General features: G+C 64.1%; 13 protein-coding genes. 2 read left to right on the top strand and 11 right to left on the bottom strand.

All coding sequences use genetic code 11. The features are described from left to right. Nucleotides 1-22: 22 nt before the first annotated feature. The 11 genes from OKW40_RS26165 to tssA all read right to left on the bottom strand — a co-directional run bounded on the left by OKW40_RS26165 (nucleotide 23) and on the right by tssA (nucleotide 13,293). Entirely contained in the window at nucleotides 23-2,014 is a 1,992-nt protein-coding gene (locus OKW40_RS26165; protein ID WP_429492417.1) for a type VI secretion system Vgr family protein, read from the bottom strand. Between the two features lies 1 nt (nucleotide 2,015). Further along, nucleotides 2,016-2,405 carry a DUF4280 domain-containing protein gene (locus OKW40_RS26170; protein WP_018422989.1) on the bottom strand — a complete coding sequence of 130 codons (390 nt, stop codon included), beginning with the start codon at nucleotides 2,403-2,405 and terminating at the stop codon, nucleotides 2,016-2,018. A 23-nt stretch (nucleotides 2,406-2,428) separates the two neighbouring features. Further along, a complete protein-coding gene (gene tssH / locus OKW40_RS26175) occupies nucleotides 2,429-5,206 on the bottom strand; it encodes a type VI secretion system ATPase TssH (RefSeq protein ID WP_429492419.1) in 2,778 nt (925 codons plus the stop codon). A gap of 4 nt (nucleotides 5,207-5,210) precedes the next feature. Further along, nucleotides 5,211-6,290, bottom strand: coding sequence for a type VI secretion system baseplate subunit TssG (gene tssG, locus OKW40_RS26180; protein ID WP_429492421.1), 1,080 nt, complete (start codon nucleotides 6,288-6,290; stop codon nucleotides 5,211-5,213). Continuing rightward, a complete protein-coding gene (gene tssF, locus OKW40_RS26185) occupies nucleotides 6,275-8,170 on the bottom strand; it encodes a type VI secretion system baseplate subunit TssF (protein WP_429492423.1) in 1,896 nt (631 codons plus the stop codon). The genes tssG and tssF overlap by 16 nt, the downstream gene beginning before the upstream one ends. 4 nt (nucleotides 8,171-8,174) lie before the next feature. Beyond that, a complete protein-coding gene (tssE, locus tag OKW40_RS26190; RefSeq protein ID WP_018422993.1) occupies nucleotides 8,175-8,687 on the bottom strand; it encodes a type VI secretion system baseplate subunit TssE in 513 nt (170 codons plus the stop codon). Then, on the bottom strand, nucleotides 8,680-9,516 hold the full coding sequence (locus OKW40_RS26195) for a type VI secretion system accessory protein TagJ (protein WP_429492425.1): 837 nt from the start codon (nucleotides 9,514-9,516) through the stop codon (nucleotides 8,680-8,682). Before OKW40_RS26195 ends, tssE begins: the two co-directional genes overlap by 8 nt. A gap of 95 nt (nucleotides 9,517-9,611) precedes the next feature. Beyond that, on the bottom strand, nucleotides 9,612-10,100 hold the full coding sequence (locus tag OKW40_RS26200; RefSeq protein ID WP_184031795.1) for an Hcp family type VI secretion system effector: 489 nt from the start codon (nucleotides 10,098-10,100) through the stop codon (nucleotides 9,612-9,614). Between the two features lie 45 nt (nucleotides 10,101-10,145). Next, on the bottom strand, nucleotides 10,146-11,642 hold the full coding sequence (tssC, locus tag OKW40_RS26205) for a type VI secretion system contractile sheath large subunit (RefSeq protein ID WP_184031803.1): 1,497 nt from the start codon (nucleotides 11,640-11,642) through the stop codon (nucleotides 10,146-10,148). A 25-nt stretch (nucleotides 11,643-11,667) separates the two neighbouring features. Then, nucleotides 11,668-12,174: a type VI secretion system contractile sheath small subunit gene (gene tssB, locus OKW40_RS26210; RefSeq protein ID WP_018422997.1), complete on the bottom strand. Its 507-nt coding sequence runs from the start codon at nucleotides 12,172-12,174 to the stop codon at nucleotides 11,668-11,670. Between the two features lie 87 nt (nucleotides 12,175-12,261). Then, a complete protein-coding gene (gene tssA, locus OKW40_RS26215) occupies nucleotides 12,262-13,293 on the bottom strand; it encodes a type VI secretion system protein TssA (protein WP_429492428.1) in 1,032 nt (343 codons plus the stop codon). 783 nt (nucleotides 13,294-14,076) lie between these two features. Between tssA and OKW40_RS26220 the strand changes: the two genes are divergently transcribed. Further along, a complete protein-coding gene (locus OKW40_RS26220) occupies nucleotides 14,077-14,853 on the top strand; it encodes a hypothetical protein (protein WP_429492430.1) in 777 nt (258 codons plus the stop codon). 34 nt (nucleotides 14,854-14,887) lie between these two features. Continuing rightward, nucleotides 14,888-15,685: a PP2C family protein-serine/threonine phosphatase gene (locus OKW40_RS26225; protein ID WP_429492432.1), complete on the top strand. Its 798-nt coding sequence runs from the start codon at nucleotides 14,888-14,890 to the stop codon at nucleotides 15,683-15,685. The last annotated feature ends 31 nt before the right edge of the window (nucleotides 15,686-15,716 follow it).

Consider the following 15,716-nt stretch of genomic DNA (forward strand, 5'->3'; position numbering starts at 1 on the left):
CACGAGCGGTCAGGTGCATCACTCACGATTTGATTTTTTTGGTTCCGTCGTCGGCGTCTTTGGGCGCGCTCGGCGCGGTCGGTGACGAGCCGCTGCCGGAGCCCGCCGAGCCGCCCGAATTGAGCAGGATCGGTGTGCCCGACACCGCCACGCTGACCGGCCCGACCACCACGAAGGCGCCGCCCGCCTTCAGCGTAATGCTCGCGCCCGCTTCGATCACGATGTTCATGCCCGCCTTGATGTGGATATTCATGCCGGCGTCGATCGCATAGTCCATGCCGACCTTTTCCTGCAACTTCTGCCCGACCTTCAGCGACGCGTTGCCATCGACCTGGGCGTTCTGGTCGCCCGTCACGGCGTCGTGGCGCGCGCCGGTGATCGCCACGAACTCGTTGCCGGTCACTTTCAGATGCCGGTCGTTGCCGACGTTACTCAGCATGTCGTTCTTGACCCAGGTCTCGTGGTCCTTCTCGGCGTGGAAGAACAGTTGCTCGCTGCCCTTGTCGTCGTCGAAACGCATTTCGTTGAAGCCGCTGCCGCCCTTGGTCGAATTGCTCTTCAGCGTCGAGAACATTTGATTGGCCGGCAGTTCGTACGGCGGCATCGTGTTCGCGTTGTAGACGCAACCGGTCACGAGCGGCCGGTTCGGATCGCCCTCGACGAACTCGACGACCACCTCCTGACCGATCCGCGGCAAGAAGAACGCGCCCCAGCGTTTGCCGGCCCAGCTCTGCGATACCCGCACCCAGCACCGCTTCATGCGCGCGTCGGCATCGGCCGGCGGAGCGAACTGCTCCCAATGAAACTGCACCTTGATGCGGCCATATTTATCGGTGAGGATTTCTTCGCCGTCCGGGCCGACCACCATGGCGGTCTGCGGGCCCGCCACGACCGGCTGCGGCGTCAGCCGCTCAGAGCGGAAGTGGTTTTCCTTGCGCAACGCGGCAAACGCGCAGTCGAAGAGCGGCAGCGAAGGATCGTGGCGCACCGTCGACACATAGACATCCGAATTGATCTCGTACGCGGCGCTGACCACCAGATACTCGTGGTTCTGCCCATCGCAGGCGTGATTCTCGAGCTTGAACTGACCGCCCGGCCAGATGCCGCGCGCGCTCGATCGGCCCGAAATGCTGTCGTTGCGCGCCTGACGGATCTCGATGCCGACCTTCGCATAGCGGTCGCCATCGCTCGACTGCGCGTGGCCGCTCAGATGTTCCTGCATCGCGTACACCGGCGGATCGTACACTTTCGGCCGCGTCGCGCGCGACAGCAGGCCTTGCTGATTGCTCAACGTGGGCTTTTCGAAATCGTAGTCGTTGACTTCGTACTTGCCGGTCTGCAATTCCGCGCCCGAACTCCACGCATACACGCATTCCTTCTCGTTCGAAGGCTCGTACCACGCATCGTACGAAATCGACGCATAGTGTTCGATCGGTCCGTGAACGTCGCTCGAATCGGTCAACACCAGCGTGTGCTTGCCCCCTTTGTGCTCGAAGTAGTAGTACATGCCCTCGTGCTCCATCAGGCGGCTCACGAAGGCGAAATCGGTCTCCCGGTATTGCGCGCAGTGCTGCAGCGGCGGATAGGTCGCCTGGCATTTATTGCTGACGTCGATGTTGTAGTCCTGGAGTACGCCGGTCACGATATCGAGCACGCTCTTTTCATGGAAAAAGCGGCTGTGCGACGCGCGCGTGAGCAGCCACAGCCGCGGACGCACCACCGCTTCATAGCGCGCCATGCGGTTGCGGGTGTTGTCGCCCGGTGCGACGATCCGGAACGCCGTGACGATCCCGTTGAATTGTCGCTCGCCGTCCTCTGGCAACGACAGCGCAATCGAGATGTCATGCCCGAGCAGATCGCCGGCCTGCAGATCGTTGCGCTTGCCAAGCAGATCGAGCCGCCATTCGCTCAGGCGCCCCAACTCCTCGGTGCCGCTCAGATGCAGAAACAGCAGATCCTCGCCGGCAGGCGCGCAACTGACGGTGACGTGTCGGTTCGGGTTTTGCGTGGTCATGTCACGGAATCATCGTCTTGACTGTCGCCGGATTGACGATCGTGACCACGCCACCCCAGTTGCACATGCAGGTCGACACGTTGTCGAGCGACGGCTGGTTGCCGAGCAGCACGGTCGGCGCGCCCGGCGTCCACGGCGTCATGGTGGCCGGAATGCACGGCATCGGCGTCAGCACGCCCAACGCCGCCGCCGTCGCGGCGGCGACGGTCGGATTGGCGGGCGAGCTGCACACGCCGAACGGCATGATGTTGACGAGCGGAATGTGATCCATGATGTTGGCCGCGGGCGGCCCTTCGCCCATCACCCGGTTGACCGGCAAGACCACGAGCGTCGAAGGCGCCGCGCCGAACGAACATTGCAGCGTCGCGCCCATGCTGACTTGTTGCGGCATAAGAAGGCATCCTCCCCTTTCGATCAATCGAACGTATAGAGAAATTCACCGTCGCGCGCGCCGATCTGCACTTTCGTGACCGGGCTGCCGTTCATCATGCGCGTCAGAAACTCGGTGCTGATGCGCGGCAACAGCGTGTTGGTCAGGATTGCGTCGATCATGCGTCCGCCGCTTTCGAGTTCGGTGCAGCGGCTGCCGATCAGCTTCACGACGTCGTCGTCGTAGCTGAACGGAATCTTATGCGACACGCGGATGCGTTTCTCGATCCGGCCGAGCTGCAGCCGGATGATCGCGCCGAGCATCTCGTCGGACAGCGGAAAGTACGGAATGACCACGACGCGCCCCAGCAAGGCCGGCGGAAACACCTTCAGCAACGGCTCGCGCAGCGCTTTCGCAATACCCTCCGGCTCCGGCATCAGCTCCGGGTCCTTGCACAGGCTCGTGATCAGATCCGTGCCGACATTGGTGGTCAACAGGATCAGCGTGTTCTTGAAGTCGATCACGCGGCCCTCGCCGTCTTCCATCCAGCCCTTGTCGAACACCTGGAAGAACAGCTCGTGGACGTCGGGATGCGCCTTCTCGACCTCGTCGAGCAGCACCACGCTGTATGGACGGCGGCGCACCGCCTCGGTCAGCACGCCGCCTTCGCCGTAGCCGACGTAGCCGGGCGGCGCGCCCTTCAGCGACGACACCGTATGCGCTTCCTGATACTCGCTCATGTTGATCGTGATGACGTTCTGCTCGCCGCCATACAGCACCTCGGCGAGCGCCAGCGCGGTCTCGGTCTTGCCGACTCCGGAGGTGCCGGCGAGCATGAACACGCCGATCGGCTTGTTCGGATTGTCGAGACCCGCGCGCGAAGTCTGAATGCGCCGCGCGATCATCTCCGTCGCATGAGCCTGGCCGATGATGCGCCGGTTCAGGTTCTCCGCGAGCTTCAGGACGTTTTCGATTTCGTTGCGGACCATCCGGCCCACCGGTATGCCGGTCCAGTCCTGCACGACGGAGGCGACCGCCTGCTGGTCGACGGTCGGCAGGATCAAAGGGTCTTCGCCTTGATGCTGCGCGAGCTGCGCCTGCAACTCGCGCAGTTCGGCGAGCCGCGCTTCGCGCGTCGCGGTGTCGCTGGCGGGGTTGTCGGTCGCGCCGGTGGCCGCTGTTTCGTCTACCGTTCCGTTCGCAGCTTCGTTCGCTTCGTTCGTGCGGCTGGCTTGCGCCGCGCCTTCCACCTTGCCGGTCTCGCCGCGCAGTTGCGCGCGCAGCGCGAGAATCCGCGTCACCAGTTGTTTTTCTGCCTGCCAGCGGGTGTCGAGCGTGGCGAGACGCGCCTGTTCGGCGGCGAGCTTTTCCGCCGCGGCGGCTTCACGCTCCCGCGTGTCGACGCCCACCGCGTTTTCCCGGCCGATGATCGCCAGTTCGGTTTCGAGCGCGACGATCCGCTTGCGCGAATCGTCGACCGCTGCGGGCGTCGCATGCTGGCTGACCGCCACGCGCGCGCAGGCGGTGTCGAGCAGGCTGACCGCCTTGTCGGGCAACTGCCGCGCCGGAATATAGCGATGCGAAAGACGTACCGCGGCTTCGAGCGCTTCGTCGAGCACCTGCACCTTGTGGTGCTGCTCCATCGTCGAGGTGACGCCCCGCATCATCAGGATCGCGCGGGTCTCGTCCGGCTCGCTGACCTGCACGACCTGGAAGCGCCGCGTCAGTGCGGGGTCCTTCTCGATGTGCTTCTTGTATTCGGCCCACGTGGTCGCGGCCACCGTGCGCAGCGTGCCGCGCGCGAGCGCCGGCTTCAGCAGATTCGCCGCGTCGCCGGTGCCGGCCGCCCCGCCCGCGCCGACCAGCGTGTGCGCTTCGTCGATGAACAGGATGATCGGCTTTTCCGAGGCCTGCACTTCCTCGATCACCTGCCGCAAGCGGTTCTCGAACTCGCCCTTCATGCTCGCGCCCGCCTGCAACAGACCGACGTCGAGCGTGCGCAACTGCACGTCGTGCAGCGACGGCGGCACGTCGCCCGCCGCGATGCGCTGCGCGAAGCCTTCGACCACCGCGGTTTTGCCGACGCCCGCTTCGCCCGTCAGGATCGGGTTGTTCTGGCGGCGGCGCATCAGGATGTCGATCACCTGGCGAATTTCCTCGTCGCGCCCGACGATCGGGTCGAGCTTGCCATTGCGCGCCTGTTCGGTCAGATCGGTGGTGAAGCGCCGCAGCGCTTCCTGCTTGCCCAGCGCGGCGGCCGGCACCGGGCCGCCCGTGGTGTCCGCGTCGCCGCCTTCGCGCTGCGCGCCGCCCGCCCGAAAACCATCGCTCGCGCTCATCGCCGCTTCCGGCGACTCGCGCAGCAGGCTGTGAAATTCGTCAACGAGCGAATCGAGCTTGATGCGCTCGAACTGACGCGAGATGCCGTAGAGCCCGTTGCGCAGCGACGGCGTCTTCAGGAGGCCGACCACCAGATGGCCGGTGCGCACCTGCGACTCGCCGAACATCAGCGAGCCGAACACCCAGCCACGTTCGACCGCCTCCTCGACTTGCGACGAGATGTCGGTCACCGAAGCCGAACCGCGCGGCAGACGGTCGAGCGCTTCGGTCAGATCGCGCGCCAACGCGGAAGGCTCGAGCCCGTAGTGTTTGATGATGCGGTGCAGGTCGGAGTCCTGCAGTTGCAGGATCTGGTGGAACCAGTGCGACAGTTCGATATAAGGATTGCCGCGCAACTTGCAAAACACGTTCGCGCTCTCGATTGCGCGGAATCCGAGCTTGTTCAGCTTGCCGAACAACGCTGCCCGTTTGATCTCGGCCATTTTTCTATTCCCTCGATGATGTCGATGGCGGCGCCCCCGCGGACGCCTCGCGGGCCGCCGCGGCAATCCGTGAACGGCCGTCCGGACCGGTCGGCCGCAACACCAGTTGACGCTGATCGCCGCGCGCCGGGCGGCCGAGCGTCCAGGTGGTGTAACCGAGGCGCGTGTGGCGCCCGAGCTTCAGGCGTGGCACGTCCTCCTGTTTCAGCACCAGCCGGAGATCCCAATCGAGCCCGTCGCGCTCGTAATTGCGCACCCAGTCGACGAGGCGCTTCAGACTCTCGCCGCCCGGCAGGAAGCGCTCGTAATCAGCGCGGCTCAACGGTCCGATGACGATGCGGAATTTATGCTGGCAATCCCAGACGCGCGCGCCGAGCAGCGTCGACACGCCGAGCGCGGCCGAACCGTCCGGTGCGCCCAGGCGCAACAACGAATTCGCGGGCAGCGTCATCCAATGGCCGACCCACTGTTCGATGTCGACCGGCAGGTTGAAAAAACGCGCCAGCACGAGTTTCAAACCGGCGGCCGGACGGGTCGGGCCGCCCAGCAATCCGGCGAAGTGCAGTTTGGCGAAATCGGGCACCGCGTCGCGCTCGCGCAGCGTCGGCTCGCCCAGCCCGAACACGCTGCCGACATAAAAGGAAAAGCGATCGCGCCCCGGACGGTCGAGACTCACGGCCGGTTGCGCATTGGCCCACACGCGATAGAACAGCGACACCATCCGGTGGTGAAAGACATCGAGAAAGCGCGCGAAGGTCGGATCGTTCGCGTTGCGGGCGCGGTCGCGAGCGTACTCGGTCAGATGGGTGGGCAACGGACCGTGCGGCCCGAGCAGGCCGAAGAACTTGACCGCGAGGCGCGCGGCGTGATGCTCGCCGGCCGGGGTGAAGTCACCGAGCGTCGTCGGATGGAAAACCAGTTCGGGCTCCTGCACGAAACGGATCGCATCGTCGCGCGGCTGCATCGACTCGCCGACGCGCGGCTTGTCCGCATACGCATTCTCCAGCAGCCGCACGACCTGGAAGAAGTCGAAGCGGCGCGCATCGTCTTCGAGCCGGCGCAACAGTGTCAGAGCGTCCGGCATTGTCCGACCCTCGCTGGCCAGCGCATGATCTCGCCGCGCGACAGCGTCTTCACGACGGTCTCGGTGAACGAGTTGATCGATACGTATTGCGCGAAATATTGCGCGAGCACGGCACCGAGCAGAAACGCGCCGGCGCCTTCGAACGCGGCTTCGTCGAGCGTCAGCGTCACTTCGAGACCGCGGCCGAATACGATCGGTCCCGCGCCCGGCAAGCGTCGCGTCACCGAGCGCGAATCGATCGAGCGCACGCCTTCGATCAGCCGCTGACTCGCGATCTCGTCGGCGGGACAGTAGAGACTCAGCAGATCGCGCAGCGCGCGGGCGCCCTCCTGTGCATCGTTATCGAGCAGCGACGAGTAGTTCAACGACAGGTGACTCAACAGCCGCCACGCCACGGCCCCGTGCGCATACGACGGCAGCGGCCGGCTCGGGCCGCTCACGCAGCGCACGCTCTGCACCGGCGCTTCGACATCGAGCGTGAAATCGGCGGGGCCGACGCCGACCGGCATCGTCAGTGGCAGGTCGCGATTCGTGCACAGCACCTGCAAGCCGAGTTGCCGCAGGTCAGCGCGAAACGGCGCATTGCTCGCGTCCACCAGCGCGATGAACATCTCGCTGCCGAGGTAGCTCGTGCGCGGGCCGCGCTCATGCTGACGCGCCGACGGCAGACGTTTTTCGCGGCGCACCTGGTAGTACGCGCCGGCGCGATAGGTGGCGCCGAGATCGCGCGCGTGATAGAACGGCTCGAAGCGCTGCTCGCCGCCGGCGCCCGCGCTATAGCCGGTCGCACTCTCGATCTGATAGATCTCGAAGTCCATCGGCCGGGTGCGATCGGCCACCACGTGATATTCGAACTGTTCGTCCGACAGCGCGATGCGATCCGTACGCCGCGCAAAGAGATTGATCGCGGGCGTGCAATGCAGCGCGAAATTATTGGCATCGAGCGATTGTTCGAGCAGCGGATCACCGCGTTTGAGCAACACGATGACTTCGATTTCGGTGTCCGCGCAACGCCGCAACGCCGCGTGCAAACCGTCGATGGCGAGAAACATGAAGCGCTGCGGAAACGCGAAATACTCCTGCAACAGCCGGTAGCCCTGGAACGACTGCCGGCTGACCGGCAGCAATGCTTCATCGTCGGCAAACCCGAGCGGCCGCAGCGCGCTCGCCGGCAACTGCACATGCCAGGACGCCGGACGTTTGGCCGGCATCACGACGACGCCGCTCACCGAACCGAGCAGACGCTCGTGGATACGCGTGGCCATCCCGTCCGCGCCGCGAAGATACAGCGTTAGCCGGTCGAGTTTCAGCTGGTTGATTCTCAGACCAGCGGTGGCGCGTAGGCGCAGCCTGAGGCCGGCCTTGACAGCGGCGCCCGCCGCCATGCTCGCCGGCAGCGCGCTGTCGATGCCACCGAGCGAGCCCGCGTGCGTAAAAAACCGCGCTTCCGTGATGTCGAGCGGCCAAAGCGTCAGTTCGTGCGCGCTGCGGTATTCGCAGCGCGTCGAGCCGTTCTTGTCGAGCACGCTGCGCAGCGTACTGCCGCGTGGAACCCGCACGCCGTCCGCGAGATTGGAGCTGGTCAGGTCCGGCTGGATCTGCACCACGGCCATCGACGGCGTGGGCGCGAGGTAATGCGGGTACACCAGCTCCGCGAGATGCTGGGTGAAGCGCGGAAACTCGTCGTCGATCTTCAGTTGCACGCGCGCCGCGAGGAAACTGAAGCCTTCGAGCAGACGCTCCACGTAGGGGTCCGCGCATTCGAGGTTTTCCAGTCCGAGGCGCCCGGCGATCTTCGGAAATTCGCGCGCGAACTCGCCGCCCATCTCGCGAAGATGCTGCAGTTCCTGGCTGTAGTATTTGATCAGGTCTGGATTCATGGCTTCAGCGCGGCCCGCCCTGGTCGATCACGCGGATTTCGCCGACTTCCAGGTCGAGTTCGGTCCTGAAGTAGAGCCGCTCCGGATACGGCTGCGCCCACAGATCGCCCTCCACCAGAAACGACACGGTGTTGTGGCGCCCGGTCGTCTCTTCGAGTTGCATCGAACTGACCCGCACGGTGTCGCGCAGAATGCGCGGCTCGAACGCCCAGATCGCATCGCGCACGAGCCGCTCGAGCCGCGACGGATCGATGCCTGAGGCGGTCTTGCCGGCAATGTCCGGCAGGCCGAAATTGATCACGGAGGTCGCGACATACGGATAGCCGCTCAGATCCTGCACCGACGCGAGGCCATTCGCGTTCAGCAGCCAACCGAGGTCGCGCTGCACGCTCTCGCGCAGCGCGCGCATCGACAGAACGCGCCGCTCGCGCGCTTCCTGCTTCGCCTCCGGTTCGAGATCGGTCAGCCGGTCGAGCAGCGACGGTTGCAGGCGATCACGCGCAGTCAGTTCAGCCATGATCCGGAGCGGCCGCGCCGTCCTGTTCGGCAGGCGCGTCGCCGCTCGTCAGTTCGATGGTGCGCACGTCGAAGAGCGCGTAGTCGTTCGCATCGGAGGCGAACATACGCTGTCCCACCGGCCGCGCGAGCACGGGATCGTCACCGATCCATTCGGTCAGGCGCGCGAGCCACAACGCTCGATTCGGCTCGGCGAGCGTGCCCGGATAGCGGGCGGGAATCAGACCGGCGCCCTGGCCGTCGTTGGCCCACGTGAAAACGGCCGGCATCCAGACGCGGTCGCGCAGGTCGGACGGCGGCTCGATTTCGATCCGTTTGATGCGCGAAAAAGGAATCCAGTAATAGCGGCCGTTCAGCACGGCTTCGAGTGTCGGGCCGAGCCGGTTGTCGGCGTCGGCGAGCCACCTGAACGGTTCGCCATTCAATGCGCCGGCGGTGGCGGGCGCCTCGTCGAGCGCCCGCGCGCGCGCGGCGGCCGCCGCGCCGCTATCGCCCGCGGTGTCGAGCCGCAATGCCTCGAGGAGCAACGCAAGCCAGCCGGTCGGCTCGCCGAAGATCAGCGGCGCGCGCTCGCCTTTGAAAACCGCTTCGCGCAGCGCCTCGCATTGCAACGCTTCACGATAGGTTTGCACCATCGGCAACGCGGCCGCGTCGAGTTCGCCGGCGACGTTCAGTTGCGTCAATGCGCGATCCCAGGCGCCCGTCACCGCGAGCAACTGGAATAGAAAGACGCGATAGGCGGCTTTCGACGGATCCTTGCGAACCTGTTTTTGCAATTCGCGCAGACATCCGTCGAGATCGCCTTCGCGCAAGCATTCTTCTGCGTTCATGCCGGTTCGCTCCGGTCTGGCTCGATTCGTCCCACCCGCCGCCGCACTGCGACGGCAGGACCGCCGCAGTGCAGTCGCCCTTTGCGCTCAGCCGATCAGGTAGTCGCGTTGGCGGGGATGTTCCACTTCACTTCGACCACCCCGCCTTCCTTCTCGCCCTTCGCGTTTTGCGGCTGGTACTCGACATGGAATTTTTCGAAGTTGAGCGTGACGTTCTCGGTGAAGCGTTCTTCGCCGCCCGAGCCGCCGGTCGAGTAGGAGCTGATCAGCACGCCGTTCAACGTGATCTTGTAGTACTCGAGCGGATTGTCGCCACCTGCCTTGCGCACCGTCAGCAACGCCGTGTCGATGTGCGTGCCTTTGGTGCAGGCTGCCATGATCGGCGGACTCGCCTTGTCGCTGTATTTGGTAAATGACAGGTCCTGCACCGACACCTTGCCGGCGCCGCCGCCCGTGCCCATGTGCATCGTGCCGCTCTGGCTCATGCCCCAGCTCCATGCGAGCACTTCGATTTCTTCCTTGTGGGTCTTGTCCTGAGACTCGCCCTTGATATCGCCCAGCTTCATGAACATGTCGATGGCCATCTTCTTCTCCGCTCAAAGCAATTCGTCACTGAATGGGGATTTCCGTCATGCCGCCTTGGCGGACGGAAGCTTCGAAACCAACCGTAGCGATACGGTCAGGCCTTCCAACTGGTAGTGCGGACGCAGGAAAAACTTCGACGTGTAATAACCGGGATTGCCTTCGACTTCCTCGACGACCACCTCGGCGGCCGCGAGCGGGCGTCGTGCCTTGGACTCTTCCGTCGAGTGCGCCGGATCGCCGTCGACGTACTGAAGGATCCAGTTCTGCAGCCAGCGCTGCATGTCGTCCCTTTCCTTGAAACTGCCGATCTTGTCGCGCACGATGCACTTCAGGTAGTGAGCGAAGCGGCTGCAGGCGAACAGGTAGGGCAGACGCGCGGCCAGGTTCGCGTTCGCGGTGGCATCGGGGTCTTCGAACTCGGCGGGCTTGTGCAGCGACTGCGCGCCGATGAAGGCGGCGAAATCGGAGTTCTTCTTGTGCACGAGCGGCATGAAGCCGTTCTTCGCGAGTTCGGCTTCGCGGCGATCGCTAATGGCGATTTCGGTCGGGCACTTCATGTCGATGCCGCCGTCGTCGGTGGGGAACGCATGCACCGGCAGGTTCTCGACGGCGCCCCCCGACTCGATGCCGCGAATCCGCGAACACCAGCCGTACATCTTGAACGAGCGGTTGATATTGGTCGCCATCGCATAGGCGGCATTGGCCCATGCGTATTTGCCGCTGTCCGCGCCGGCCGTGTCTTCCTCGAAATCGAATTCCTCGACCGGATTGGTCTTGGCGCCATACGGCGCGCGCGCGAGAAAACGCGGCATCGCGAGACCGACGTAGCGCGCATCCTCGGATTCGCGCAGCGAGCGCCACGCGGCATGCTCAGGCGTCTGAAAGATTTTCGTCAGGTCGCGCGGATTGGCCAGCTCCTGCCATGAATCCATCAGCATCACCGCGGGATCGGCGCCGGCGATGAACGGCGCATGCGCGGCGGCCGAGATCCTGGATATCTGCGTCAGCAGATCGACGTCGGGCCCGCCGTTGTCGAAGTAATAATCGGCCACCAGCGCGCCATACGGCTCGCCGCCGAACTGGCCGTATTCCTCTTCGTAGAGCTTCTTGAAGATCGGGCTTTGATCCCACGCGGTGCCCTTGTACTTCTTGAGCGTCTTGTACAGATCGCCCTTCGATACGTTCATCACGCGGATCTTCAACGTCTCGTCCGTCTCGGTGTTGTTGACCAGATAGTGCAAGCCGCGCCACGCGCTCTCGACTTTCTGGAACTCTTCCGAGTGGATGATCTGATTGATCTGGGCGGTCAGCTTCTCGTCGATCTGCGCGATCAGCGATTCGATCGTCGCGAGCACATCGCCCGAAATCACGTTCGTATCGCGCAGCGCCTGTTCGGCGAGCGTGCGCACCGCCGTCTCGACGGCTTCCTTCGCCTTCTCGCTCTTCGGCTTGAATTCCTTTTGCAGCAGATTCGCGAAATCGCTCGTTTCAAGCGACGCCTCGCCGGGTTGCGCTTGCCCTTCGGTGCTAGGTTCAGCCATGGTCAGACTCCCCTGTAGATCACGCTCATTGCTGCGGCTTCGGTGCGGACGCCAACGACTGCAGCAACGCGGGATCGTTGAGCAGTTTCGCGATCAGCTCCTCGGCGCCGGTCTTGCCGTCCATATAGGTCAGCAGGTTTTGCAACTGGCCGCGCGCCTCCAGCAGCTTCGACAACGCGTCCACCTTGCGCGCGACCGCCGCGGGCGAAAAGTCGTCCATGCTCTCGAAGGTCATGTCGACCGCGAGGTTGCCCTGACCGGTCAGCACGTTCGGCACCTGCACGGCGACGCGCGGTTTCATCGACTTCAGACGCTCGTCGAAGTTGTCGACGTCGATCTCGAGAAACTTTCGATCCGCCACCGGCGCGAGCGGGTCCGCCGGCTGACCGGAGAGATCGGCCAGCACGCCCATGACGAAGGGCAGATTGACCTTTTTCTCCGACCCGTAGACTTCGACGTCATATTCGATCTGAACTCGCGGCGCTCGATTGCGCGCGATGAATTTCTGGCTGCTTTCCTTGGCCACGACCATTCCCCTGGTTGACGCCGCACGGCCGCGAGCAGCGTGGCGCATGACTGGCGTTGCTAGAAGCGAAAAAGCCCATCCCCGCCTGACTGCTTACTCGTTTTCGATACCGCCGGCCTGCCTGGCCTGGCGCACGCCTTCTGGCGCGAGGTCCTGCAGAATTTCCATGAAGTTCCTGTCGACCAGCCGGCGCGCGCGCAGCAGCAGCAGCGGCAACGGGCTGGAGGGTTCGTGACGCTCGTAGTACGCGCAGATCTTGTCGATCATGCGGATCACGTCCTGACGGTCCGTAATGTCGCCGGACAGCGGCACCGGTGCCGGCGCCGCGCCGGCGCTTTCGCCCGGGGTCACGTCGCCGTTCGGCGATGCTTGCGGCGCTCCGCCCGGGACGTCGAGACGCTCGCCGAGAAAGTCGGCTGCACGGCGCAGCAGCCTCGATAGCGGCGACAGATCGATGGAGCGCGCCGCGCCGACACGCTCGGTCAATACCGTCTCGATGCGCATCGCGCTATGCGTGGCCGCGAGCAAGGCCGTGTGCGCTTCGGCGGCGTCCTGGCGGGCGTCGGCGATCACCGCGTCGATCGAGCTCAGCGACGCCGCCTCGACGCCCTTGGGCAGCGGCACTTCGCCGGTCGCATATTCGATGTCGCGCAAGCTGACGCCACCGTGCGCGCGCGACGACGCGAGCGGTGCGTCGCGCACGTCCACCAGCATGCCGGACGGTTCGACGAGGGCGGCGAGCGCGTTGACGCGGGCGGTCGGATCGTTGTCGTCGTCGGGATCGAGCTGTGGATAGACATGGTCCCAGCGCTGTTCGAGCAGGCCTTCGACGAGTGCGAGGCCCTCGGCGAAGCCAGGGAAACGTCGGCGATTGAGTAGCGCGCGCGCCAGGTGCACCGCGACGCGCAAGTCGCGGCCTTTTGCGAGCAGATCGAGCGATAGCGCTTCGGCCACTTTCCAGTCAGGCGGCGTGGCGGCGACCATGGTCTCGCCGAACTGCACCTCCGGCTTGCCGTGGACGACCTGCTCGAGCGCAAGGAAGTCAGGGTCGTACTCGAGGTCGTCCCCGCATGGACTGGCAGCTGATATGTCGGCAAGCATTTCGCCCGCGAGAAGCGTGGCCATGTCTGGTATCGGTCTCGGATGAGTAGTCTCGACGCACCGTAAGTGACCGGTACGGGTTGCCCTTGCCCGCCGGGAATCAACGTTCCCGGAAATACGTGTTAACTCTGATTAGATTGCCTTCGCCAGCTATTGCGATGTTTTTAGCGAGCGTTGTCCTTTCTCGGCGGCAATCCGATATGAGAATAGCACGCAGCCCGGAAAATCAAAGCCGGATAGCAATAGAAACGGATTTTGTTTAATTAAGCGAAACAGTATATGTAATACCATTCAACTCCATAAACACTTAAGAAGTTTTAACCTTTTCGTTCCGGCACCATTACAATCACAAGCTCGGACAGTCGTCTTACGACCTCACCAGCGCGCCCTTTCAGGACGGTCGATTGGCGGGATCGCCCAACATCTGGGTAAACGAATCAGGTGCCCGGATTTTTTAAAAAATTTGACCTTGCCGGATTGCCGGTAAGCGCTTACGTTGCGTTCAGGGTTAGTCCTGATAGCGATAGAACCCGTCGCCAGAGCGGTGAATAACATATTAAGTTTTACCTTGTAATAAATAAAACGTGCCAATAGACTAAGTCTGTTTTCCAATCACGCGCCGGTTGCACGGCGGAATTGCCGGTATTGCAAGCGTCTGGCATACGCAATCTGCCCGATATGGCGGCAAAGCGAGTGCCGGATTCATTGGGGACAGAAAACCGGCGCACCACACACGCGGCGAAATGGGTAGTGTCAGCAGCCGGGCTCCGCCCTTAAGAAGCGGGGCTCACCACCTCGGGGTGAAAAGTGGCAGATATCCAAAGCGCTGCAATTGCCGACCACGCTGGAGAAAGCGCACTGCCCGACCTGTGGCAACGCCGCACCTGCCTCAGCCACGACGAAATGGCGTCGATCTATACGATCGTGCGCCGCGCGCTGACCGGCTACCATCCGTCGGAATTGCAGGCGCTGGGCGAGGACAAGGAAGAACTGATCTCGCAGTTCCTCTATCTCAAGGTGTTCCGCCTCGATACCGCGCCGACGGCATTGCCCACTTTCCCGCTGCACAGCGCGCCTTCGACCAGCCATGCCGTGTGCGCCTATTTCCGCCGCTATCTGATCGACTGTCTGCGCAGCGCGAGCCATCAGCGCAACGTGTCGCTCGACGAAGGCGACGTGATGCTCGAAATCGACCGGCAAACGGCTTTTCATCCCGATCCGATCGGCTCGGTCCTGTTGCAATACGGTCTGCACGAAGCCGAGGTACGCGAATCCGCGTCGCATTTCATCGCTTCGCTCGACGACGCCGACCGCATGCTGCTCGCCGGCAGTCTCGGCTGGCTGTCGAACGAGAAAGGCGGTCTGTCGCAGGTGGCCGCGCGTTACGGCATCGCGTCGTATCACTACCGGGCGCGCAAGCTTGGCGTCACGCTGAAAAAAGGCTCGATACCCGCCGACTTCGCCCGCACGCAAATCGGCCGATGGATCGAGCACAGCCTCGGCATCGACATCTCGCCGGGCAATCGCATCGTCATCCTGCTGGTTCTGGGCATTCTGTCCGCGCAGTCGCACGCGCAGGAATGAGCTCGACAGACCGCGAGCATATGAGAGGTCAACGGTGCAACTTGCCACCGCAAGCCTGACCGATCGGGGCGACCGCCCGCGCAACGAAGATTCGTTCGGCGACTGGTCGAGCGAACGGCTCTACTATTGCGTCGTCGCCGACGGCGCCGGCGGACACGGCGGCGGCGACACCGCCTCGCGCCTCGTCGTCGCTTCGGTGCTGGCGGATTTACGCTACCTGACCGTTGCCGAATTGCCGCCGACGGGCGACCGGCTGATCAGCGCGCTCACGCATGCCAATGAGAACATCGTCGAAGAACAGTTGCGCGGCAAAGGCAATGAAAAAGACATGCGCTCGACGGCCGTGGTGCTCGCCATCGACCGCGAATGCGCGACGGCCGCGTGGGCCCATTGCGGCGACACCCGCCTCTACTGTTTCCGCCATGGCGAGATCTGCGCGCGCACGCGCGACCACAGCATGGTTCAGCAGATGGTCGACGCGCGGCTGCTCGCCGAGGAGGAGATGCGTCATCATCCGCGCCGCAACGTGCTGTATGCGGCGCTGGGCACGCGCGACGCACTCTCCATTGCGGGCGTCGACGGTACTTTCCCGCTGCATGACGGCGACGCTTTCCTGATCTGCACGGACGGCCTGTGGGAGTACGCCGATGACGCCGGCATCGCCGACGCGCTGGCCCATGCGGCGACACCCGGCGCCTGGCTCGACGCGCTCGCGCAACAGGTGCGCGCGAGCGCCAGCACGAATCACGACAACTTCACGGCGTTCGCGGTGTGGGTCGGCGACGACGACGCCCAGGCGACGCAATTGATGCCCGGCCCGGCACAGGCGTAACGCAGCGGATCAGCATCGGAACGGGGCTCGC

Origin of the sequence: Paraburkholderia sp. RAU6.4a, from assembly GCF_050435625.1 — a bacterium.
Lineage (GTDB): Bacteria > Pseudomonadota > Gammaproteobacteria > Burkholderiales > Burkholderiaceae > Paraburkholderia > Paraburkholderia tuberum.

What these genes read in the sequence shown, in the direction of transcription:
- OKW40_RS26195 (WP_429492425.1), bottom strand. Translation starts at nt 9,516, where the DNA reads ATGAACGCAGAAGAATGCTTGCGCGAAGGCGATCTCGACGGATGTCTG.
- tssC (WP_184031803.1), bottom strand. Translation starts at nt 11,642, where the DNA reads ATGGCTGAACCTAGCACCGAAGGGCAAGCGCAACCCGGCGAGGCGTCG.
- OKW40_RS26170 (WP_018422989.1), bottom strand. Translation starts at nt 2,405, where the DNA reads ATGCCGCAACAAGTCAGCATGGGCGCGACGCTGCAATGTTCGTTCGGC.
- tssH (WP_429492419.1), bottom strand. Translation starts at nt 5,206, where the DNA reads ATGGCCGAGATCAAACGGGCAGCGTTGTTCGGCAAGCTGAACAAGCTC.
- OKW40_RS26200 (WP_184031795.1), bottom strand. Translation starts at nt 10,100, where the DNA reads ATGGCCATCGACATGTTCATGAAGCTGGGCGATATCAAGGGCGAGTCT.
- tssF (WP_429492423.1), bottom strand. Translation starts at nt 8,170, where the DNA reads ATGAATCCAGACCTGATCAAATACTACAGCCAGGAACTGCAGCATCTT.
- tssG (WP_429492421.1), bottom strand. Translation starts at nt 6,290, where the DNA reads ATGCCGGACGCTCTGACACTGTTGCGCCGGCTCGAAGACGATGCGCGC.
- tssE (WP_018422993.1), bottom strand. Translation starts at nt 8,687, where the DNA reads ATGGCTGAACTGACTGCGCGTGATCGCCTGCAACCGTCGCTGCTCGAC.
- tssB (WP_018422997.1), bottom strand. Translation starts at nt 12,174, where the DNA reads ATGGTCGTGGCCAAGGAAAGCAGCCAGAAATTCATCGCGCGCAATCGA.
- tssA (WP_429492428.1), bottom strand. Translation starts at nt 13,293, where the DNA reads ATGGCCACGCTTCTCGCGGGCGAAATGCTTGCCGACATATCAGCTGCC.
- OKW40_RS26165 (WP_429492417.1), bottom strand. Translation starts at nt 2,014, where the DNA reads ATGACCACGCAAAACCCGAACCGACACGTCACCGTCAGTTGCGCGCCT.